Annotated in this window: 22 protein-coding genes; 15 read left to right on the plus strand and 7 right to left on the minus strand. The window is 44.5% G+C overall.

What is annotated here, in order from left to right:
* Positions 1 to 21: 21 nt before the first annotated feature.
* Entirely contained in the window at positions 22 to 981 is a 960-nt protein-coding gene (locus COP04_RS04690; protein WP_100486925.1) for an ABC transporter ATP-binding protein, read from the plus strand.
* Positions 982 to 1,012: 31 nt separating this feature from the next.
* Positions 1,013 to 1,657, plus strand: a complete 645-nt coding sequence (locus COP04_RS04695) for an ABC transporter permease (protein ID WP_100486926.1) — start codon at positions 1,013 to 1,015, stop codon at positions 1,655 to 1,657.
* Between the two features lie 249 nt (positions 1,658 to 1,906).
* Here COP04_RS04695 and rpe read toward each other — a convergent pair whose 3' ends face one another.
* Positions 1,907 to 2,566, minus strand: coding sequence for a ribulose-phosphate 3-epimerase (gene rpe / locus COP04_RS04700; RefSeq protein ID WP_100486927.1), 660 nt, complete (start codon positions 2,564 to 2,566; stop codon positions 1,907 to 1,909).
* A gap of 83 nt (positions 2,567 to 2,649) precedes the next feature.
* Positions 2,650 to 3,744 (minus strand): glycoside hydrolase family 113, encoded by a 1,095-nt coding sequence (locus tag COP04_RS04705; protein WP_100486928.1) that lies wholly within the window; start codon positions 3,742 to 3,744, stop codon positions 2,650 to 2,652.
* Positions 3,745 to 3,834: 90 nt separating this feature from the next.
* On the opposite strand from COP04_RS04705, the gene COP04_RS20425 reads away from it, so the two are divergent.
* The 3 genes from COP04_RS20425 (at position 3,835) to COP04_RS04715 (ending at position 7,449) form a co-directional block, all read left to right on the plus strand.
* Positions 3,835 to 3,969 carry a hypothetical protein gene (locus COP04_RS20425; RefSeq protein ID WP_275656855.1) on the plus strand — a complete coding sequence of 45 codons (135 nt, stop codon included), beginning with the start codon at positions 3,835 to 3,837 and terminating at the stop codon, positions 3,967 to 3,969.
* Positions 3,970 to 4,521: 552 nt separating this feature from the next.
* Complete coding sequence (locus COP04_RS04710) at positions 4,522 to 5,451, plus strand: oxidoreductase (RefSeq protein ID WP_100486929.1); 930 nt, start codon at positions 4,522 to 4,524, stop codon at positions 5,449 to 5,451.
* Positions 5,452 to 5,499: 48 nt separating this feature from the next.
* On the plus strand, positions 5,500 to 7,449 hold the full coding sequence (locus COP04_RS04715) for a fructose-1,6-bisphosphatase (RefSeq protein ID WP_100486930.1): 1,950 nt from the start codon (positions 5,500 to 5,502) through the stop codon (positions 7,447 to 7,449).
* Between the two features lie 596 nt (positions 7,450 to 8,045).
* On the opposite strand, the gene COP04_RS04720 is transcribed toward COP04_RS04715, so the two are convergent.
* Positions 8,046 to 9,569, minus strand: coding sequence for an alpha/beta fold hydrolase (locus COP04_RS04720; RefSeq protein WP_100486931.1), 1,524 nt, complete (start codon positions 9,567 to 9,569; stop codon positions 8,046 to 8,048).
* An 82-nt stretch (positions 9,570 to 9,651) separates the two neighbouring features.
* Positions 9,652 to 11,178, minus strand: a complete 1,527-nt coding sequence (locus tag COP04_RS04725) for an alpha/beta hydrolase (protein WP_100486932.1) — start codon at positions 11,176 to 11,178, stop codon at positions 9,652 to 9,654.
* A 259-nt stretch (positions 11,179 to 11,437) separates the two neighbouring features.
* Here COP04_RS04725 and COP04_RS04730 point away from each other — a divergent pair, with 259 nt between their 5' ends.
* The gene (locus COP04_RS04730; RefSeq protein ID WP_100486933.1) at positions 11,438 to 11,692 is read left to right on the plus strand and encodes a hypothetical protein; all 255 of its coding nucleotides are present in this window, start codon (positions 11,438 to 11,440) and stop codon (positions 11,690 to 11,692) included.
* A gap of 34 nt (positions 11,693 to 11,726) precedes the next feature.
* Here COP04_RS04730 and COP04_RS04735 read toward each other — a convergent pair whose 3' ends face one another.
* The 3 genes from COP04_RS04735 to COP04_RS20700 form a co-directional block, all read right to left on the minus strand.
* Positions 11,727 to 12,041, minus strand: a complete 315-nt coding sequence (locus COP04_RS04735; protein ID WP_100486934.1) for a hypothetical protein — start codon at positions 12,039 to 12,041, stop codon at positions 11,727 to 11,729.
* Entirely contained in the window at positions 12,038 to 12,796 is a 759-nt protein-coding gene (locus COP04_RS04740; protein ID WP_100486935.1) for a hypothetical protein, read from the minus strand. Before COP04_RS04740 ends, COP04_RS04735 begins: the two co-directional genes overlap by 4 nt.
* Positions 12,797 to 13,371: 575 nt before the next feature.
* On the minus strand, positions 13,372 to 13,668 hold the full coding sequence (locus tag COP04_RS20700) for a transposase (RefSeq protein WP_100486936.1): 297 nt from the start codon (positions 13,666 to 13,668) through the stop codon (positions 13,372 to 13,374).
* A gap of 421 nt (positions 13,669 to 14,089) precedes the next feature.
* Here COP04_RS20700 and COP04_RS04750 point away from each other — a divergent pair, with 421 nt between their 5' ends.
* The 9 genes from COP04_RS04750 to COP04_RS04790 all read left to right on the plus strand — a co-directional run bounded on the left by COP04_RS04750 (position 14,090) and on the right by COP04_RS04790 (position 23,102).
* The gene (locus COP04_RS04750; protein ID WP_100486937.1) at positions 14,090 to 14,860 is read left to right on the plus strand and encodes a YveK family protein; all 771 of its coding nucleotides are present in this window, start codon (positions 14,090 to 14,092) and stop codon (positions 14,858 to 14,860) included.
* Positions 14,844 to 15,536: a CpsD/CapB family tyrosine-protein kinase gene (locus COP04_RS04755; protein WP_100486938.1), complete on the plus strand. Its 693-nt coding sequence runs from the start codon at positions 14,844 to 14,846 to the stop codon at positions 15,534 to 15,536. The genes COP04_RS04750 and COP04_RS04755 overlap by 17 nt, the downstream gene beginning before the upstream one ends.
* Positions 15,537 to 15,679: 143 nt before the next feature.
* Positions 15,680 to 16,297: a sugar transferase gene (locus tag COP04_RS04760; RefSeq protein ID WP_275656877.1), complete on the plus strand. Its 618-nt coding sequence runs from the start codon at positions 15,680 to 15,682 to the stop codon at positions 16,295 to 16,297.
* Positions 16,298 to 16,314: 17 nt separating this feature from the next.
* Positions 16,315 to 17,259 carry a GDP-L-fucose synthase family protein gene (locus COP04_RS04765; RefSeq protein ID WP_100486940.1) on the plus strand — a complete coding sequence of 315 codons (945 nt, stop codon included), beginning with the start codon at positions 16,315 to 16,317 and terminating at the stop codon, positions 17,257 to 17,259.
* 28 nt (positions 17,260 to 17,287) lie between these two features.
* Positions 17,288 to 18,274, plus strand: coding sequence for a GDP-mannose 4,6-dehydratase (gene gmd / locus COP04_RS04770; protein WP_100486941.1), 987 nt, complete (start codon positions 17,288 to 17,290; stop codon positions 18,272 to 18,274).
* A gap of 6 nt (positions 18,275 to 18,280) precedes the next feature.
* The gene (locus tag COP04_RS04775) at positions 18,281 to 19,396 is read left to right on the plus strand and encodes a glycosyltransferase family 4 protein (protein WP_100486942.1); all 1,116 of its coding nucleotides are present in this window, start codon (positions 18,281 to 18,283) and stop codon (positions 19,394 to 19,396) included.
* A gap of 1 nt (position 19,397) precedes the next feature.
* Positions 19,398 to 20,645 (plus strand): glycosyltransferase family 4 protein, encoded by a 1,248-nt coding sequence (locus COP04_RS04780; protein ID WP_100486943.1) that lies wholly within the window; start codon positions 19,398 to 19,400, stop codon positions 20,643 to 20,645.
* Positions 20,646 to 20,669: 24 nt separating this feature from the next.
* Positions 20,670 to 21,737, plus strand: coding sequence for a glycosyltransferase family 2 protein (locus tag COP04_RS04785; RefSeq protein WP_100486944.1), 1,068 nt, complete (start codon positions 20,670 to 20,672; stop codon positions 21,735 to 21,737).
* A 15-nt stretch (positions 21,738 to 21,752) separates the two neighbouring features.
* On the plus strand, positions 21,753 to 23,102 hold the full coding sequence (locus COP04_RS04790) for an O-antigen ligase family protein (protein ID WP_100486945.1): 1,350 nt from the start codon (positions 21,753 to 21,755) through the stop codon (positions 23,100 to 23,102).
* The last annotated feature ends 3 nt before the right edge of the window (positions 23,103 to 23,105 follow it).

The raw sequence follows: 23,105 nt of genomic DNA on the forward strand, positions 1-23,105 counted from the left end.
TTATTTAAAGGAAGGTACCCCGTGGCTGATCCATATGCGATTGTTTTTGAGAAAATCAGTAAAACGTTTAAAAATGCAAGAGAACCGTCCGTTTATGAAACAAACTTGAAAATTGAAAAAGGCAGTTTTGTGACCATTCTGGGTGCATCCGGATGCGGAAAGACGACGCTGCTGAAAATGGTTAACCGGCTTTATGAACCTTCGACGGGTAGAGTTTTGATTAATGGCGAAGACGTGTCCAAAACCTCGCCGACCTTGCTGCGGCGAAAGATGGGTTACGTCATTCAGCAGGTCGGGCTTTTTCAGCACATGACCGTTGAGCAGAATGTGGCAACCGTGCCGGAAGTGCTCGGATGGGATAAGCAGAAAATCAATCAAAGAATTGATGAGTTATTGCGTTTGGTCAAATTGTCGCCTGAGGAATTTAGAAAAAGATACCCTGGACAATTATCTGGCGGGCAGCAGCAGCGGGTAGGTATCGCCAGGGCAATGGCTGCGGATCCTTCCATTTTGCTTATGGATGAACCCTTTGGTGCAATCGATGCGATTAATCGTTCCATTCTTCAGGATGAAATTCTGCGTATACAGAAGAAGCTTCATAAAACGATTTTATTTGTGACGCATGACATTATGGAAGCTTTGAAACTGGGAGATAAGGTCATCATCATGAATCACGGAGAAATCCAGCAGTATGATGAACCATTGGCTATTTTACAAAATCCTGCCAACCCTTTTGTCAGAAGTCTTGTTCATTCAGAGGATCTGCTGCAAAGAATGGCATTTATTAAAGCCAGGGACGTCATGAACACTGGTGTGAACAATCTGGTTGCTGGTGATCAGGAACCGGCCGTGGGAGAAGAAGAAAGTTTGAAGGACGTACTGCTTTTATTGCTGCGGACTCAGGCTGATTATGTCAGGGTAGAAAGTAAAGATAAAGTCACTGTGGGCTGTATATCGTTTCAGGAATTGAAGAAGATTTAATGCGGGAAAAAGAATTTAAGTGGGGGTCTGAATGCTGAATTATATTGAAAACAATGGGCAGGAAGTCGGCTTCCTTTTTCTGCAGCATGTTGAAATAACTTTTCTGTCTCTGGCTATAGCGGTCATCATTGCTTTGCCTCTGGGCATTTTGCTGTCGAAAAGCCGGTGGGCTGCAACATTTGTCCTCCCCTTACTCAGCGTCATCTATACCATTCCAAGCCTGGCATTATTCGCTTTGCTCATACCGATTGTCGGTCTGGGGATGGTACCGGCAATTATTGCACTCGTAGCTTACAGTCTGCTTATTCTGGTCAGAAATGTCGTGGCCGGTTTCCATTCCATTGATCCGGCCATTTTGGAAGCAGGAAGAGGAATGGGACTTGATCGATGGCAGATGCTTTTTGATATAGAACTCGTGATCGCGCTGCCTGTAATCATTGGTGGAATGAGGATTGCCGCTGTTTCAGTGATCGGCATTGCAACCATTGCTTCCTGGATTAATGCTGGCGGATTAGGTGTGATGCTCTTTCAAGGTTTGAGTCAGGATAATATCCCCGAAATCATTTGGGGAACGATTCTCGTTGCCGGTCTGGCGATTGCGGTCAATTATTTATTAGCTTGGCTGGAATCAAAGGCTTTGGCGAAAGCGAAGGGTGAACCGATGAGAAATAAGTAAATCGGGATGTGGAGAAGAGCCAAGAATGACATCAACGAGGACGAAGCTCCTATAGAAGTAAAGGAAACTTTAAAATAGCCAAAAAATCAGGCACGGCAGGATATTAGGAACGTTTATTTCTATCTGATGAAAATTGTCCCACATAGTACCTGTCATACTTGATATTTTGTAAAATAGTTCTGCAAAGAAAAGTATCAGTTATTCCATAGGCGGTCAATATAACACGGAGTAAATAACACCATTGATCAATTATTCGGCATCGATTTTAGCACGAAGCTCATTTATTGCTTCCTGGTGATCATCCTGCTTGAAAATGGCTGAACCTACCACAAAAACATCGGCACCTGCATCTGCACATTGCTTGATTGTTTGAACATTAATCCCTCCGTCTACTTCAATTTCAATCTCCTTATTCTTCCTGGAAATTAAATCGTGAGTTCCCCGGATTTTTTCAAGCATTTCCTGTATGAATACCTGTCCGCCAAACCCAGGATTTACAGTCATAATCAGAATAAGATCAAGACTGTTTAAGACATAATTCAAAGCGGACAAGGGAGTAGCCGGGTTTAGAACGACACCGGCCTTTGCTCCGGATTCGCGGATGAGCTGCAACGTACGGTGGAGATGTGGACATGCCTCAGCGTGGACGCTGATGATATCAGCGCCCGCTTGTGCAAATGACTGAATATAGCGATCAGGGTCCGCGATCATTAAGTGAACATCAAGAGGTACTGATGTGATACCCCGTAATGCTTGTACTACTCCCTGCCCAAATGTAATGTTTGGAACAAAAATCCCGTCCATGACATCGACATGAATATAATCCGCACCCGCCCGCTCAACTGAGCTTATCTCATCTGCAAGATGAGTGATGTCCGCATTTAAAATAGATGGAGCAATTTTTTTCATGATTTCCAGTCCCTTGATCTGATGTTTTTCAGAAATGTTCACCCTTAGAAATGAGAATTGGGTGGAGTGCAGTGGAAACTTTATTATCTCTCAAAGTTTCTCTTAATCACCGCTCCCGCTTCCCTCCCAACGAAGCTTCCTGCCGACTGCCGTTCCGATTTTCGGAAGGGATCATGGCTGGCGTCAAGCATCCAATAGTAGATTCCCTCAGTGTGTGCGGTTTGGGCGGCATCATACATGGCGGCGAACCAGTTTGCCTGAATGGACTCCTTGATTGAACCATTGCCGGTATTCAGCCAGGGATGGGCATACATTCCTGATTGGGCCAGAATTCCGGCTTCCTGGATGGTCAGATTTTTGCGGACGGACAATGGCCATTGGGCGAACCAGTGGCTCAATGCCTGACTGAGTTGCGGGACCGTGGCCTGGTCATTCAGCTGAATGTGCGGGTAGGCGTCAATGGCCAAAGCACTGAAGGGCATGGAAGCCCAATTATTCCAATTTTCGGCATAACTTAAAACCCCTTTGTACCCCGTATGCCTGACTGCAGAACCGAGCTGCTGCCATTCTTTTTGCCGGGTCTGCAGGGAAGACAGTTCTGTTCCAATCACTAGTTCGTCGACAGTTAATTGTTTGGATAGTTCTGCGTAATGAACGATCAGTGATTGATAGGACTGGAACCAGTTATGAGTGTTTATTGGCGCGATAGAACCTCGCCAGGCAAGGGCATTCTCGGCAACAATGTTTTTTTCATCGATAATCGGCCGAAGCATGACGCGCAGCTGTCTTTTTTTTGCCTCACTGACTGTAAATTGGATCAGCTGCAGATTGGGCGTGTCTGGACCCGCATACACATGTGTGGGTGTTGCACCGTCTGTATAAATTGGGAAACTGATACCGATCGCGTTTGCTCCGAGAGAGACGACATAGTTCAAATTCCGGCTGATTGATTGTTTTTCCTGAGAGCTCCCGTCCTGTGACGCGGCGGGATGCAGATAGAGCTGAATGCCTCTTTGAAACTGGCCATGTTGCCACGGGTGCTTCACGGTTATTAATTTGGGCATAGGTTTTTGTGGCTTTGCCAAATGTTTGTGCGCTATTGTCTCAACAGGTTGAGTGGCGCAGCCGCTTAAAATAAGAATGACGACTAAAAAAAGAACGAGGATGGACTTGCGCATAGGAATCTCTCCCTTTTGCTGTCGTTATTGCTGATGAAGTTCGGATAAGTTGTTTTTATAAACGGAATGATAGTGCCCGGGTGCAACCGTGTGATTCAAGGAACGATATATTTGATCGGTTTTGTCATGGCGGTGCACCTGAACCGAGGAATGGGTACTGTGTACATGAGTAAGTTTGCTGAATTGACGGTTTTTATCACGTCAGAAACGGATGGTGGTATGTAACTTTTTGCTGCATACCAGAGCAACAATTTAAACTCGACGAAGTACGTGTAGAAAAAGTGAAGTGGCGATGAAGATGAACCCTGGCTAATGATGGACTTGACGGCCAGCCACAAACAAAAGAAATGCTATGGCTGAATAAAAGATAAACTGTCTCCGGCTGAATAATTTTTTTGCTGTAGACCGCGTGATCATCCCGCAAGCATTCTCCATAAACGTCCAAGCCTCTCTTTTTTTAACTCGTTTATGGAGTGATATTCAGCTTATGGACAAATATTCTATTATGGTGAAAAAAATAATAATGTGAAAGCGGATATATTGCTGTGGGGATTGAGATAAAAATGGAGAGATGTTTTTTACCTCACTTTAAAGTGATCATCAATTAATTGAGGCGTTCTTAGATTGACAGGAATATATATCGACTGTGGTATGTCGCATATCAGACGTTCGTAAACATGATTGAACAATAAATATTTTGGGAAGCGCATACAAAATGATGCTAGAATGGTCTTAGGGATGAAAAGTTGAATCTAAGGGAAAGGCAGGGGATTCGGCATGAAAATTGCGATAGCAGGGGCGGGGGCGATGGGCTCCCGGTTCGGATATATGTTTAAAGTGGCGGGCCAGGATGTGACGTTGATCGATAAGTGGCAGGACCATGTTTCGATAATTAATAGAAGTGGTTTAACTGTGAATGACAATGGTGTAACAAAAATATGCAGAATTCCTGCAGTTTTGCCGGATCGGGCAGATGGGCATTACGACTTAATACTCGTTCTTACTAAGGCCATGCAGCTGGATGTGATGATGAAAAGCATTCGGCCGATCATCGATGAACGGACAAACATCCTGATTCTTTCAAATGGAATCGGAAATATTGAAACACTGGAGAAATATGTATCAAAAGAACAGATTTATGCCGGTGTGACACTGTGGACTTCCGAGCTGGACGGACCTGGGAAAGTCACGTTGACCGGATCGGGATCTATTGAGCTGCAGAAAATTGGGGAGGGCTCTGATCAATTTTTTCAAGCATTAATAGATACGATGAATCAGGCAGGATTCAACGCGAAGGTCAGTCGGAATGTCCTCGTTTCGATCTGGCAGAAAGCGGCACTGAACAGTGTGCTGAATACTTATTGCACGATCCTGTCCTGCAATATCGGTCAGTTTGGCGGTTTGGAGAATGCGGTTGAACTGCTGCAGCCGTTGGTTAACGAATGTGTCACGGTGGCTCATTCGAGTGGTGTGATGATTGACCGGGATGCTATACTAAAGGCAATTGGGACTATTTTTGATCCGAAAATGGGCGGCGATCATTATCCGTCGATGTATCAGGATCTTCACAGTAAGCGCAGAACAGAAGTTGATTTTCTGAATGGCGCGTTCAGCAGAATGGGTGACAGGCTTCATATAGCGACGCCATATAATCATTTGTTAACAGATCTGATTCACGCGAAAGAACACTTGGCCCGCGCAAATTAAATATAATATGACGGGTCCATTTAAACTTGTGGCGAAGGAAGAACTGAAATGGACAAGAAAGTAAAATACTATAAATTATTAAAAGAAAAGCATGGCAGCGTCGAAAACATTGTAACTGAAATCATAAACCTAGAAGCAATCATGAATCTGCCGAAAGGGACGGAACATTTTTTAAGCGATATTCACGGAGAGTACGAGGCGTTTCAGCACGTCTTGCGGAGCGGTTCGGGCAATGTGAGGCGGAAAGTGCAGGAGTGTTCCAGCGATCATCTGTCACATGAAGCTATTGAAGAATTAATCAGTATTGTCTATTACCCTGAAGAAGTGATTGCGGAAAAAAAGAATGCTTTTGAAAACGATGAAGATTTGCACCAATGGTATTTTCAATTAATCGATAGAATGATCAATTTGATTTCTTATACGTCTACAAAGTATACCCGCTCCAAAGTCAGAAAGGCACTGAATCCTAAATTTTCTTACATCACTGAGGAACTGCTATATAGGGATAATTATGCGACAGGCGACAAAGAGGAATACTATACATCGATCATTAATACGGTGATCAGTCTTGGAAAAGTAGATGAGCTGATTGCCAGTTTTTCTTACACTATTCAGCGTCTTGTTGTCGATCATCTCCATATTGTGGGCGACATCTATGACCGTGGTCCTTCTCCGTCGAAAATTATGAACACACTGATGAATTACCACTCAGTTGACATTCAATGGGGAAATCACGACGTCACGTGGATCGGCGCGGTAGCAGGTTCACCGCTCTGCATGCTTAATGTCATAAGAATTTGCGCCCGATACAATAATCTGGATATACTGGAAGACTATTATGGTATTAATCTACGGCCTCTGTTTACTTTTTCTGAGAAATTCTATGGAGATAATCCGGCTTTTTATCCCAAAAAGGATTCTGACAATGAGGAATTATCTCTGACTGAAAAATTACAGATTACAAAGATTCATCAGGCTGTCGCTATTATGCAGTTTAAATTGGAATCGCAATTAATCAAACGCAATCCCGATTTCCATATGGAAAACCGATTGCTTCTGGATAAGGTCCATTTTGGTGGGAACAAGCAAACCATTGTTCTTAATGGGAAAAGCTATGATTTATCACATACTTGTTTCCAGACCATTGATAAAAATGAGCCGGATCGACTCATGGAAGAGGAGAAACAAGTGATTGAGAAACTTCTTCAATCATTTCAGACATCGCCGATTCTGAAAAAACATATGGACTTCTTAATGGAAAAGGGAAGCCTTTATCTCGTCTACAATGGAAATCTGCTGCTTCATGGCTGTGTGCCTCTTCATGAGAATGGTGATTTGAAATCATTGACGATTCATGGCGTCACCCGTTCCGGAAAGACCTTGCTAGATTTCTTTGAAAAGGGTATCCGCAGCAGTTACAGACATCCCGACACTCATTATGACAGCGACACAGATATGATCTGGTATTTGTGGACAGGTGAATGTTCTTCACTATTCGGAAAAGAGGAAATGACAACTTTTGAACGCTATTTTATTGAAGATTCCTCAACACATAAAGAAATAAAAAACGCCTATTATCAGCTTCGGGATAATGTGAATGTTTGCAAGAAATTATTGACTGAATTTCATCTGGACTCTGAAAATGGCCATATTATTAACGGCCACACACCGATTAAAGAAAAAAACGGAGAAAATCCGATTAAGGCGGATGGAAAGCTGATTGTCATTGACGGCGGGTTTTCAAAAGCCTATCAGGCAACAACGGGCATTGCAGGGTATACGCTCCTGTACAATTCCTATGGAATGGAATTGGCCTCTCATCAGCCCTTTACGGGCAAAAGTGATGCTATAAAAAATGGAACGGATATCATTTCTACCAAAAGGGTTGTTGAAAAAGAAGCGCAACGGATAAAAGTCAGAGAAACGAATATTGGACAGAAACTGGAGGCCGACAAGCAGGATCTGATTGTTCTCTTAAAGAACTATGCTCAATATTAAGAGATAGAAGGGGCACGGGTTGGACGGCATGAATATATTAAAAACAACAAATCTGAAATCACCTTTCTTGGGATAAATGGAGAAGAAGGCAATGAGAACGTGTCCGGAAAAAATGGTTTGATGACCACCAGAAAGCATAGATCACTGTAAAATGATCTTAGCCGCAGACGAAGAGCTTGCTAGTTGTATGCTGTTCAAACAATTAACTAGTTGTTTATCAGAGCCATATTTTCAATATAATTTGATACAAAAAGAGACCTGAAGTTTTGTCGCGGGTCTCATTAATGTGATCGTTAGATTTTTTTTAATTAAATCGTTGAGACGTTACGCTTCTAAAACATGGTAAAAGTCTTCTGGATCGATGCGTTCAATTGTTCTGATTCTCTGGACTGTGTCTGCCGATTAATTTATTAACCAGGTAGGTTTCGTAATAAAAAACGTTGCAAGAAATTCTGAAGTAAGTCGACAATGCCTGATACACTTTATTGAATTTCCAGAAGCTCTGTAGAAGCATGTATAACAAACTTCCAAAGGGCAGAATTATGAAAGGACAGGACGAAAAAAGTGGGGCATCTGAAACATGTTCAGTTGCCGTGTTATTTCCCACCGCTCAGAGCTTCCATCCAACTCTTGCAGAATCCTTCGTAAGGTTCAACGATTTTGCCCTTTTTCAATACTTTTCGGATTCTGAGATGATCTTTTTCATTTCTCAGATCAAGCAGAATCTGGGCCATGGCCCGTGAAAGCTTGTTCCTTAGGTTTGATTCCAACTGTCGCGACCAGTCTCCATTGAATGTGCTCAGCGTTTCAGGGCTGTAATCCTCCAGATAGGCAAGGAAAATTCGGCTGCGTTCATCTGCTGGCTTTTTGGACCACTGAAGATTTTCGATATTGCGGATAAATATGCCGATATCGCTTTCTCCACGGGCATTCAGTGCGACTGAGTCACGGCTGATCATCAACAGATCATGCAGAGCGGGATCAGGCTGATTCCGGAACAGGTTATTCAGATAGCTCAACTGCACACGCAGGTGATTCCTCGCTTGGCTGACTGCCATATCAGGTGTGAAGGCATCGATAATCATATCGCGTTTTACAGCTCCGTGATTCAGAATAATGAACAGGAGCAGTCCCTGGGCATTCCGCTTATTCCACTTGCCGGCAAGTTCCTGCCCGTTCCAGTAGACTGATGTATGGCCATTCAGAACGGATAGCTGCAAACTTCGATGCATGACAACCTGAGATTTTAAGGCTTTCTCAACAATGGCATTTAACCCGTTGATCATTTTCATACCGTCTGGTGTAAGGGAATTTGAGTACATCTTGTCATCCATAAACCGTTTGAACGCTGCCAGCGCAAACTTAGGTTGATCAAGCGGAATCAAAGCTGAAGCGTCGGGAACAAGCACGAATCGGTGGTTTGGCGCGTATCCGCTGAAGATCATGGCCAGAGCTGCGGGGTAGACCGGATCATATTCTCCATGCATGAACAGGGCCGGGATGCGAAGCCGTTTCAGTTTGCCGATCAGATTAAAATCCGGTGTTTGGATACGACTGTTCAGCTCACGGATGGCCGAGATAACATGCCTGTCTGCCACAGAACGAAGGGCATGAATAATCGTACGCGATTTAGCGATCGAAACGGGATGCACGCTTTGCATCATGTACCTTTTTTCAAATAGCTGATGATCGAGAAGGAGCAACTGAACGTTTGTTGCCGCTTCGCGGGCATAACTGTGACTCTGTACATAGAACGGCATCGACATGAGCGTCAGCGATGCAACAGATTCAGGCGCTTGAATCGCCAATTCAAATGCGACAATGGCGCTGTACCGGCATCCGACAACATGAACCTTATGAAGATGCAAGTGACGGAGCAGAGCAGTCAGCTCTTTCAACAAAAGTTCAAGCGACAAGGCTGCCTCGCCATCGGTACTCTGTCCATGGCTGTAAAAATCATAGGTCAGAATATTGAATTGTCTCTCGATCCCCAGCAGCAAAGGCTGCCACATAGCTGATTCCATGCAGAGATCATGTATGAATAGTACAGTGGGATTGTCCGGTTTTGCTCTATAGTAAGTATAATTAAGTTCGTAATTTTCAAATATTAAAGTCGCCATTGATAACCAGCCCCCCCTTGGCTCCGTCCAAGTCTTCACGAGAAACCAACCACTCACCTGTGCGGTTCAGTTGCTCCAAACGTCATAATACACCGGAATGCTGCATTTCAGTCAGCTGCTCATCACAGAAACCATCATATGGTTCAACCGATCTTGCGGATTGAAGTACTTCCCGTGCCAACTCAAACATATTCTTGGCTCTCAGCTTCGGGACCAGATTCTCCAGCACATTCCCCAGCATGGAATCAATTTCCTCTGCAAGAGAGAAGATCCAGTCGCTCCGAAAAGAAGAGAAATTGGCTGGATCGTATTGGCGCAGCAGGTCAATAAAAGCGATCGCCTGCTTCTTCAAAGTGAAGCCGTGTTCAGGAAAAGCTTTCAGACGGGCCAGATAATCATCGATATCACTTTCAGTTTCTGAATTCAGAGCAACGGTGCTTTCACCTATGAGCAGTATCTCATGCACATCCGGATCGTGAAAGTTGTGGAAGATCTGATTCAGATGATTGATACGGACACGCAGGTTGTTTCTGGCACGTTCTCTGGGGAGATCCGGTAGAAAGGCCGCGATCAGTTCATCCCGGCTGGCACGTCCATGGTGCAGAACCAAATAGAGCAGTAATTCTTTGGCACCCCGCTGATTCCACTTCCCGTCAACAGGCTCGTCGTTCCATAATACGGTCACATCGCGAAGCACATTGATTCTGAGCAGATGCCGGTCAGGAAGCGAGCGCTCAAGGCCTGCCTTCAGGATCCTCAGATATTTATCAGTCAGCTCCTGATGGATCGGGAATGTTGGCAATGGTGCTTTTTCACCTGTAACGAATTTCAGCAGGAGATGCGCGGAGGTCTCAGGCTGATCAAGTGGGATCTGCTGCGCGGAGTCAGGAATGATTTGCCAACGGCTATTTGGAATACAAGCAGAAAATATTGCTGCCAGCTGAGCCGGTAAGATGACATCGTTACTTCCGTGTAGAATCAGGGTTGGGACACTTATCTTAGCGAGTTCATCGATAAAATGAAAGGATACCGGGTCATAGCGTTGCTGCAAAACAGCGAGTTTATCCTTGATAACGCGCGCAGGAATATGTTGAAATGCCTCTTCAAAGAGGGCCGCTTTCCTGTCAGTCAGGGTATAGAAGCTGTCTGTCATCCATTTTTGTGTCATCAGGTCACGGTCGACGTCAATTAATTGATTAAGCAAACCGAACCGGTTTCCAAAAATATTCTTCTGGATAAAGAATACTGAAGACATCATCGTCAGAGAAGCCACTTGCGACGGAAATCTTCTGGCCAGCTCAAAACCGAGGTTGCCGCCCATTCCACATCCCACAATATGGACCTGATCGAGCCTGAGATGTTCTATGAGTGCGCGTGCTTCCGAGATCAACCGTTCGACGGTTACAGGTACATAGGGAACCTTTGTCGGTCCGTACCCATATGAATCGTAGGTGACGGTATTGACCTGTGATCCGAGACAGCGAATCAGAAGCGACCACTGACTGGAATCCATAGTCAGTCCGTGGATAAAGAGTAAAGTCGGCAGCTTTGGACCGGAAAGATGGAAAGAGTAGTGTAATTGGTAATCATTCATTGAAAGTGTTTCCATTTTCGTTACCTCTCTGTTAAGGTGCAGAATTCGGCTGCGATCCGGGAATGGGACATTTGCCGGATCGCATACTGTTTGCAGATTGAAACGATTCCGTAATGGCTAGAGTGTTAGGATCAGAGGAGACTTAGATCCCATATCTTTCAAACTCAGGGTCTCAAACAGTCAAAAATTTTCAGTACCAGGAATCAGCACAATAACTAGGGAAGACTTATCTTCCTGATACACTTAAATGAAGAGAAAGGGAGTATACTCTTTCATGAAAAAATTTGTTTTTTATTTACATCCTAAAGGAGAAGCCATAAACCATCATTCGCCGGTGTTTTTCAGTGTGATTGTTTCGAACAGCATTGAACAGGCGGCGCAGAAATTTTCAATTCTTTATGAATCAGTTTATTGCGGATTGCTAAAAGTAACAAGCAATAAGTACTACGTCTATTTTTCTAGAAATGGTCCACACAATGAAGAAGAATTCATGTATATCGTCATAGAGGATCAGGAAAGTAATTTTTAAGGGACATGGTTCCGCGCCACCCAAATGCTGCTTTTTAGCAATAGATGTCAATTCTGCCGGTTCCAGATCTGCCCCGGTCAATGCCGTAATGATTATGGATCATTTTTCTGCCAGTCTTTTCTTCCATATCAATGCGCCGGATAGAAACAGCCGGCTTCTTCTCTGAATGATGAAAAGTAATGGCAATAGACCATTTTGCCTGCACTTCCCGCAATTTCTTTGCTTTGAGGATCAGCTGGTCAACCTCCGTCTGCGGTATGTTTAAGATGGTTTCCACCAGTGTTCTTTGCTGCACAGTCAGTGGTTCCGTTGCTGCAAATTTTGTATTTCCCGGGTAGAAGTTGGTCATGATGTCAGCTCGCTGACGGATCGGTGATTATTAAAATAGCGCTGATATGTCGGCGTGACGGCGACCAGTTGTTTCAACATGGAGATGACATTCCTCATCTGTTCCGTGTTATTCGGCCAGTAAAGCACATAATCGATCAGCTGGATCAGTGCTTTTGTCCGGCTCAGCCTGACCTGCATGTCCTGAAATGACTGATGAAACAGCAGGATGCTTTCCAGCGGAACATTTCCTGAAGCGGTGTTATTGAACGAGGTACTGAATACGGTTGCACCTTCCTGTGACACTTTGATCAGTGCGGCCGGCTCCAGAGCCTCGGTTCCGAAACCTTCGGAGGCGAGCCTGTTCCCCAGACTTCCAGACATAATCCGCACCTTTCTTCCTCCATCCACAAAACTGCCGCGGATCATAATCCCCCAGCCGCAATGCGTAACGAACAGGCAGTAAAGTGCCTCAAAGGCTCTTTTCAATGCGCGGGTGTTATAAACATAAAGATTGGCAGACCGGTAGTCGTTTTCGATGTCGATTAAATAGTCGTCTTGTCGAAATATAAGTTTACTCTCATTATGAATAGTGCTATAATTACTTTTGTTTTTAAAAGTGCCATACCCACTGTGTATTCTGACAGTCATATTGACCGGATCTTTAGGGGCTTGTTTGCTGCAGCGGAAATGATCAGTGTACATCGTCATCAGGTTAGCGGAATCGGTTTGAATGTCAAAGGTATGTTCTCCTACCAGCGTGTAATTTCTGTGCATTTTTGCTCCCCCTTAATTGTAGAACACAAGTTTCAAACGCTTACGCGCATGAGCCGGCTGTTTAAAGCAGTTCTTCTGCCAGTTAAGCCTGAATTCTCAGGCCTTTGTTTGATTTTGTCGGCTGGTGCACGTAATGTTTTCCATAGCTCTTTTTTAGAAAAAGTTAAACATTTCTTTAATTTGTACGATAAAGAAGATAGATAGTTTCGACATTTGTCTGCAAACGTACTATTTTTGACACAACGACTGAATGTTTTCTCTCCTTTTGGTGAATTTTCAGGCTTCTTTTAGTATTTTCTTCTTTGTTTATCCCATATCCTATATTTTACTCCATTACACAAACGTTACAAAGCTGTGACTTCAATTTTAAATTATTTCTTGTTTTTATTAAGCATAGCATGAAACAAAGCGCTCCCAACTTTACATGAGAATTGTTTGCTCCTGAAGTGGAAGTGACAAACAGATTACTGTTTATTTTATACAGGTAAATATGCCTATTTAAAATGAACTAAATGTGTAATCAAACATTATATCGACAAAAAAATTTATTAATTATCCCGTTAGTTCATAATAAGTCACGGTCGGTGTCGTCGTACAGATGGAAGTAGGCGATGGAATAAGTTCCTCCTCAGAGTGCCGTCAAACCGGTAACAGAATGTGTTGAGATGGACTTGAAGATGCCCTCTGTTCCAGCATGACAAGTTTCCACGATAAAAAAAGTAGCAACCGCAGACAGGACAGGTGAACCCATCCTGCCATTTGACCTGAAACAAATGGGTCTCACAGGAAAATTCATTAGAAAATCGGTTCTGAAGATCAAAAAAACACATCTGATTCTGTTTGGTCATGTAGATCATTTTTCGAACATACATTCTCTATATGTTAATTATATAGAATATACGTTCGTATATCAAGAGGAAATTGAACCAGGATAATTCAGAAAAAATTTATGGGATCCTTCACAAGGAACGGCATGATGAGTGATCACGTGAATCCTGTTTTGTGATCGTTAAAGGCGACTCTCATTCTTTAATAGAATGAAAGAGTCGCCCTATTTTTTTTTACCTTATCATCACAGCTTATCCGACGCGTAACCCCCGCTCCTGCTGACTGTAATGAAGATGTTACGCTGCCTTTTGTATGATATCAATAATCAATAGCCTGAGTTTCAGCCTAGTAAGGCATAGAGAAACAGCATCCGGATGCTGTACGTCGTTTCCGTCATCTGCAAAATGCGTTGAGAAAGCAGAGAACCGAGTCTGAAAATCCTATCATTATGTCTGGAGGCCCATTATGGAAGAAGCGCTGAATTTAAAAGAACTCTTTTTCGTGCTCAGGAAAAAGCTGCTGCTCATTATTGGAATTACACTGCTCTCGGGGGCTGTTGGGGCATTGTTTACACATTATTTCATTAATCCGCAATATAATGCGACTACCCAAATCCTTGTAAACCAACTGAATAGCGGACAATCGACTCTCTATACAACAAATGCCGTACAGACTAACACGGAACTTGTGAACACGTACAGTGTGATCATTGATGATCCTTCGGTGCTGAACCAGGTCATTCAGAATCTCAATCTTAATATGACCGCCGGGCAGCTTGCGGGACTGCTGACGGTGAGTCCGGTACAGAATTCGCAGGTCTTTTCACTGACTGCGAAGACAGGGAGTCCTGAACAATCTGTACGCATTGTCAACAATGTGGCACAAGTGTTCAGGATGCAGGTGAAGAATGTGATGAAAGTTGACAACGTCAGCATTCTTTCACCGGCGACTCAGGCTTCAAGCTCTGCCAAGGTTGCCCCCAACCTTAAGATGAACACAGCCATTGCTCTGGCTCTCGGCCTGATGCTGTCTGTCGGACTGGCCTTTCTTCTGGACTATCTGGACGATTCCATCAGGACGCAAAAAGATGTCAGAAGAAAACTTGGGCTGCCTGTTCTCGGAGTGATCTCTCATATGGGCAGGCGTCAGCAACAGATGGAAAGAATCAATTCTTTTTCTGCTACTCCGTCACATCATCATGTAAATGGAGGTGCGGAACATGCGGAAGCTAAATAGGGGAAAAAAATTCGGAAAGCCGCTTAATCTGATAATTAGAATGAAAAAAAGGTCGTTGTTTGCGGAACAGTACCGGTCGATTAGGACAAGCCTTGAATCCTTTGAAAAAAAGGGGGTTCTTAAGTCGATCATAGTTACATCTTCCCGGTCCGGAGAAGGCAAATCAACGACTGCCGCGAATCTTGCTGTAGTTATGGCACAAAAGGGGAAAAAAGTGCTGTTGATTGATGCAGATATGAGAAGACCGGTGCTGCACATTGTTTTTCAAAAAACGAACAATGTGGGATTGAGCTCGGTTCTGAGGAATAACAGGGAGCTTTTCAATGTGATTCAGAAGACGGAGGTCAATAATCTGTCTGTTCTTCCAAGCGGTCCTGAGGTATCGGATCCGGCAGATCTGCTGAGTTCTTTGGAAATGAACGCGATTATCGAACGGGCACTTGGTTTATACGATCTTGTTATTCTTGATTCACCACCGGTACTGGAAGTCGCGGATACCCGGGTGATTGCCAATTGCTGTGACGGGGTTCTCTTTGTAATCAAAAGCAGGACCACCGAGAGCGACATAGCCATGATGGCTGCAGAAAATCTTTCTGAAGCCGGAGCCAGAATTCTGGGCGTTGTGCTTAATGACGCGCATGCCAGCAAGAAATATGGGAACATATTAATGCCGTGAAGTGTTGAAAGCTTATCACCATGCTGCTTCGATTATTTGTCTTTATGGAGGGAACAGGGATGGCTTTATCCAGATTAGAAGCGAACGATAGCGGCCTGCAAAATGAAAAAGTTATTGAAAGTCCGAAACTGGTCATTGAATCAATGGAACGCCATAACCTTTACCTATTTGTTAAAAGACTATCCGACATTGTGCTGTCGTCTCTCGGACTTGTTCTTCTGTCCCCGGTTTTTCTGCTCGTTTCCTTGCTGATAAAACTGGATGATCCGAAGGGGAAGGTCATATTTAGTCAAACACGTGTCGGTGAAAACGGAAAGGAGTTTGTGATGTTTAAATTCCGGTCCATGGTTCCGGATGCTGAACATCTGCTGGAAAAACTTCTTGACCGGAATGATACGGATGGGCTTATGTTCAAAATTAGGGAAGACCCGAGGATTACACGAATCGGCCGTTTTATCAGGAAAACAAGCGTAGATGAGCTTCCGCAGTTGTTCAATGTTCTGAAGGGCGATATGAGCCTTGTCGGGCCACGGCCGCCCATTCCGCGGGAAGTAAGTGCCTACTCAGCTTACGAATGGCAGCGGCTACTAGTCAGGCCAGGCTGCACGGGCCCTTGGCAGGTCGGTGGCAGAAGCAGTCTCGGTTTCGATCAGATGGTCGAACTTGATTTGTATTATATCCATCACCGGAATTTCTCGACTGATATGAAATTAATTGCCAAAACGATCTTTCTGTTATTCGGATCAAAAAATGCTTATTGAGAGAAGGAGCGGACGCTATGGAGAAGGACGCGAGGATTTACGTTGCCGGCCACAAGGGTCTGGTTGGATCGGCGATCGTCAGAAACCTTCAGGACAGAGGATTTCATCATCTGGTCTGCCGCACACATGATGAGCTTGACCTGACCGATTATCAGAAAGTCGGCGAGTTTTTCCAGTCGGAAAATATTGACTATGTTTTTCTGGCAGCCGCGAAGGTCGGCGGAATCTTAGCAAACAGCCAGTATCCTGCCGAATTTATCAAAGAGAATCTGATGATCGAGATCAACGTCATCGACTGGTCGTACAAAACCGGTGTGCGAAAGCTACTGTTTCTCGGCAGCACCTGCATTTATCCAAGGATGGCCGAACAACCGATCAGGGAATCCGAATTGCTGAATGGAACACTGGAGCCGACGAATGAAGCGTATGCTTTGGCAAAAATCACCGGGATCAAGATGTGCGAGTCTTACAACAAACAGTACGGTACTAACTATATATCGGTTATGCCGACTAATTTATACGGTCCGAATGACAACTATAACCAGGTGACGTCCCATGTGCTGCCGGCTCTTGTCAGAAAATTTTACGATGCGAAAAGGAGCGGTGATCCGTACGTCACGGTCTGGGGGACGGGCAGGCCGAAACGGGAGTTTCTGCATTCAGATGATCTTGCGGATGCCTGTATTTATCTGATGGATCATTATGACGGTCCGGATATCGTGAATATCGGTGTCGGTAAAGAATTGACGATCAGAGAACTTGCTGAACGGATCAAAAAAATAATCGGCTATACAGGCGAAATTCGCTTTGATACTTCAAAGCCAGATGGCACTCCGAGGAAAATGATTGACGTGTCGAAACTAAACGACCTGGGCTGGAAGGCAACTATTTCTCTGGATCAGGGACTGGAAAGAACCTATAGGGAATTTTTGCTCAACCTTAATGAAATTGTCGATAGATAGCAATTAATAAGAGTGGGAGGGATCAACCATGAAACGTGCGCTCATAACTGGGGTAACAGGACAGGACGGTTCTTATTTATCGGAATTTTTGATAAATAAAGGCTATAAGGTTTTTGCGCTGAGAAGAAGGACAAGCACGCCAATCTATGTCAATGTGGAATCCTTTAAGGAGCGGCTGAATTGGATTGACGGGGACCTGACTGATCTGGCGTCATTGATCCGGGCCGTTCAAATTTCAGAACCTGATGAGGTTTATAATCTGGCGGCACAGTCATTTGTCGGGACATCATGGTCGCAGCCACTTGCGACAGGTGAGATCACAGGTATAGGTGTGACGAACATGCTGGAAGCAATCCGTCTGATCAAACCCGACGCGCGATTCTACCAGGCATCAACTAGTGAAATGTTCGGGAAAGTGGCCGAGGTGCCGCAGAAAGAGACGACACCGTTCTACCCAAGAAGCCCATACAGTGCGGCCAAACTTTACGGCCATTGGATGACTGTCAATTATCGGGAAAGTTTCGATATGTTTGCTTGCTCCGGCATTTTGTTTAATCACGAATCACCTAGGCGCGGGTTAGAATTTGTTACCCGGAAAATCACGGACACTGTCGCGAGAATCAAACTCGGGCTAGCAGACGAACTCCGTCTTGGCAATCTAGATTCTAGGCGTGACTGGGGATTTGCAGGAGATTATGTCAAAGCCATGTGGCTGATGCTTCAGCAAGATCATGCCGACGATTATGTGATTTCAACGGGGGAAACACATACGGTAAGAGAATTTGTGGAAACTGCATTTTCCTACGTAGCTCTGAACTGGAAAAAATATGTTGTACAGGATGAACGGTTTATGCGCCCGGCAGAAGTCGACCTGCTTCTTGGTGATTGCTCCAAAGCGGAGAACAAACTGCACTGGAAGAAAAGTGTCGGATTTACTTCTCTGGTCCATATGATGGTCGATCATGATCTGGAACGCCATCAGGCGAATGTAGAAGACCGCAGAATGGTGCTGTGAAAGAAGATGATAAGACGCCATCTGTTGGTCATCGGTCCTGTTCCGCCTCCGATTCATGGTGAAAGTCTGGCGATTAAACACTTAATCGAATCCGAAGATGTGCGAACATCGTTCCGATTGACAGTTGTCAATACAAACAGAAAGCGGACGAATAAAGGTGGGCATTTCTCATTAACAAAAATCTTTCAGGATATCGGTATCATGCTTCATGTCCTAAGGATTGTCAGGAGAAATCCTGTCGACATCATGTATTTGTCCCTATCACAGACAAGACTTGGTCTGCTGCGTGATACACTGCTTATTCGCCTGACCGGTAAGAAAGCCGGGAGAGTGGTTGCCCATCTGCACGGCAATAATCTGAGAAATGTATTGACCTCAATGAACCCCTTAATGGAAAAATTTGTTGTTAATGCGCTGGGCAGCGTCGAATCAGGTATCGTCCTCAGCCGGAAGCTGGCTTTTAACTTTATGGGCCTGCCCAGCCACATTGAGATCATCCCTAATGGCATTGATAGCGGGTATTTTACGGCGAAAGAGGTCGAATCGGCGAGAAGCCAAAAGCTTCATGATTCTCGATTTCATATTCTCTACTTGAGCAACCTGATCGAATCAAAGGGCTTTGCCCAACTGATCCTGGCTACAATGGATTTATTAAACGAAAATGATCAGGTTGAACTCTGGTTGGCCGGTCAGATATATGATCGGCAGCTGTTTGACAAAATGATGCACGAAGTGACAGCGGCCGGGTATGATTCGAAGATCGTTTATCTGGGAACGGTGACAGGAGCGAAGAAAAAACAATTGCTTAGCGATGCTGACGTGATGGTGCTGCCAACAAAATATCCGGTCGAAGGACAGCCTATCTCGATCATCGAAGGCATGGCGTCCGGCCTGCCGATTATCTCATCTGTTCAGGGAGCGATCCCCGAGTTGATTGAAGGGAACGGAGTGGCACTGAAGGAAATCAGCCGGGCAAGCCTGGCGGCGGCGATTAAGCAACTGATGACTGACCGGGATCTATATCGTCGTTTTTCGATAAACAGCAGACAGCACTTTTTACGTCATTATACTCTGGATCATTATATTGGCGGATTAATAGCCACATTCAACCGAGGTGACTGAAGTGAAAAAGAAGATCGTTTTTGTAATCAATTATTTCTATCCCGATCCAGCGTCAACTGGCCAATTGCTTACGGAACTCTGCCTGGCACTTCAGCACGATTTTCAAATTACGGTGATTGCAGCGAAGCCGGGAAATAATTCAGCGACATCTGCATATGCGGGGGGATTATTTGAAGAAGGTGCCCTGCAACAGATCCGTATTATCCGTCTGAAGCTTCCAGGCCTGAACAAGGCTTCAAAGTTGAGCAGAATAAAATATATTCTGATGTATTTTATTCTAGCCACCATCGCGTTGCTGAGGGAAAGATCTGTAGCTATCATCTACACAATCTCGACACCACCGGTATTGGGCGGGGTCATCGGAACAATCGGCAAATTTTTAAAACGTTCCAAACACGTTTACAACATTCAGGATTTTAATCCGGAACAGGCAGAGGCAGTGGGCTATTCGAAGAATCATCTGATCTATACGGCTGCCAGGGTGGTTGACAATTTCAGTTGCAGGCATGCAAACAATATCATTCTGGTCGGTCATGATATGGCAGAAACCTTAAAGCACCGCTTTATGAGCGGTAAGCTTCCCCGTTATCAAGTCATCAACAACTGGACGGACGAAAGCGATATCGCGCCTCTACCAAAATCAGAGGTTCATATTGCTCGCTTTCTTGAAGAAAACGGACTGTCGGGGAAGTTCATCGTCATGTATTCGGGAAATCTCGGGCTCTATTATGATCTGGAAAACTTAATCAAGGTGGCCCGCAGTTTTTCCAAGATAAAGGATCTCGTTTTTGTTTTCATTGGTGAAGGGGCGGTCAAGCCGCAGATGAAGCACTATGTTGATGAGGAGGCACTGACCAATGTTTCCTTTCTGCCCTTTCAGCCTAAGAAATTTATCAGGTATTCGCTCAATGCTGCGGATGTCCATCTGGTGGTTAACCAGAGAGGGATCAAGGGGGTTTCGGTTCCGAGCAAGATATACGGCGTGATGGCTGCGGGCAAACCGGTTCTTGGTGTACTAGAAAGAGGGAGCGAAGCAGAGCGGCTGATTTCCGATTCCGATTGCGGCAGAGTGGTCGAGCCGCAGGACTATGAGGGAGTTGCCGGGTTAATCCGTTATTTCTACAACCTCGATCAGGAATCCAGAAAGGAAATCGGTTTTAGAGGACGGGCCTATCTGGAGCAGAACCTGAAGAAAGAGCACTCAATTGCGAAATATGGGGAAATGCTGACGGCTCTAGCCGACGGTTAAGCGTTAATAAGGAGGGCCCGGTGTATGCGTCCTGAAATAAGCGTTATTGTTCCCGTTTATAATGTCGAGCATTATCTGCAGCGATGCATCAGAAGCGTTTTGGCACAGTCTTTTATCAGTCTGGAGATCATTTTGGTAGATGACGGCTCCACCGATCATTCAGGAAGGATCTGTGATCTGTACCGGAAAAGGGATGATCGGATCCGGGTCATTCATAAGGAGAACGGCGGGCTGTCCGATGCCCGAAATATGGGCGTTCGCGCGGCAACGGGGAAATATATCGGTTTTGTCGACAGTGATGACTTTATTGATCGGGATATGTATTACTGGCTCTATCGGACGTTAATCGAAAACACCGCCGATATTGCTGAAGCAGGTTTTCTGAAAGCCTACAGTGACGTCGCTGAAAAGGAGAATAATGAGACCGGCAGGGTCACGGTTTATTCGGGAAGGCAGGCAGCCGTCAGCGGGATTGTAAATCACAGATGTACTACGTATGCCTGGAACAAGCTTTATAAAAGAGAGCTTTGGGATACCTTCAGTTTTCCGAAAGGTAAATTATTTGAAGATGAATTTACGACCTATAAAGTGTTTCATGCCTGCACCCGTGTCGCCGTCATCGACCGGAAGCTCTATTACTATTTCCAGCGAAAGACGAGCATTGCCCATGCCTCATTTACGCTTAAATCGCTTGACCATTGTGAGGCGCTCAGTGAAATGATCCAGTTCATTGAAAAGCAGGAACCCGAGGCGTTGCCTATTGTTTCGATAAAATATTTATTCAGCAATATCTGGCATCTTCAGGAACTGCTCGTTAATCGCAAAAAGGTTCCGGATTCCAAACCGGTAATCAATCGGATGACGCGGGAGATTATTTTCTACAGCAAATATTTGGGACGCAAGAAACAATTTGCAGAGGCGGCAAGTAGAATACTGGTCGGTCAATATTACAGTCTGTACGGACAGCGAAAGAAAATTATTTTCATGTTGTTTTTATTGAAAAGGTCTGTCCACATCTTTTTTGTTACTTTAGTTATCCGGAAGTTTGTGCAACAGTATCTCGTTTTGCAGCGCAAGAGACTCTCAAACTGAAAAGGATGGGTTCGGATGAAAATTTTTATTTATGCCGCAGCTTTTTTCTTCTGCTTAGATGATTCACCGTTCATGTTCGGGACCGGCTATAAACCGATATCCGTCATTTTCATCCTGCTCTATGTTCTTTCCAATCTGCCTGGTTTGTTTCGTCTGAGGTATAAAAGGCTTGAATTCTATATTTTTGTCTTTATGCTGATCTGTCTCTGTGTCTCGCTATTCCAGGTGATCATGAATCATTACCGTTTTGACGGACTGCTCAATGCCACTGAAACGGTTTTTGCCGGAATTATCTGCTATCTGGGTTTTAAGCTGTTTGTCGAGAAAACCAAGAATAATCCCTCGGAATATACAAAGCTTTTCCTGTGGATTGTCCGCGGCTATGGTGTCGCGGTTTTTGTTGGTTTTCTGCAATTTGTTTATATCTATATCACAGCGAATGGAGCAATCGCTTCATTGATCCACCTTTTTGTCGAAAGAACGGACTTTATTACCAACAGCCGCATTCATTTCAGTTTTTCGGAGCCTTCATTTATCAGCCTTCACACGAATCTGTTATTGCTGCCTGCCGTCATTATCCTGAAAAAGAAAGGCATGTTGACGCGCACCCATAAATTTATCGTTGGCGCATTCTTTTTTCTCTCACTGTTTGCACTATCAATTCGATTATATATAGACATTATCGTTTTTATGGCGGCTTATCTGTTTTTCACCACGAATTCCAAAACTTTTGTCAAACGGTCGCTAACTGTGCTGCTGGCCGGTTTGTCCATCGTCACACTCTCATATTTAATCTTTGTTCAGAATATTTTCGGGCTGCATTCTTATCATTACTACAGAATGGCAGATCTGATTACTCATCCGTCGGCGGCGAGCAGCGACATCTCCACTCAGATCCGGTCGACCTACACAATGATCGGGTTTCAGTCTTTTGCGGACCATCCTCTGATCGGTTACGGGCTGGGCAATTACCATTATGCTTATGTCGCCCATTTCCATGAGATTTCTCCCGATCTGGTCAATCAGGCACAGGAATTGCTGGGCGCGCTTACCGATTATAATCTGCATACTTATGATATGTTTGCCAGACTGGCGTCGGAAATGGGTATTCTCGGGATTGTTCTCATCATACTCCTCCTTTATCTGGTGATGAACGTCAGAGGCAGGAATTTTTCAAAAATGATGATTTTTCTTCTTCTGTATTCCCAGCTGCAGTTTGATTCTTTGTCGTTGATCCCTTTGTATTTCTGGATCGCGATGCTGCAAAGCGGTTTTATTGCTAATCTCGATATCGCCTATTTACCGCGTCGGGCTGCTGGAAGATTGGAAGCAAGCGAGTTCAAAAGAGAGGTCGTGTTGAGGTGAGCC

Origin of the sequence: Sporolactobacillus pectinivorans, from assembly GCF_002802965.1 — a bacterium.
GTDB classification, from domain to species: Bacteria; Bacillota; Bacilli; order Bacillales; family Sporolactobacillaceae; genus Sporolactobacillus; species Sporolactobacillus pectinivorans.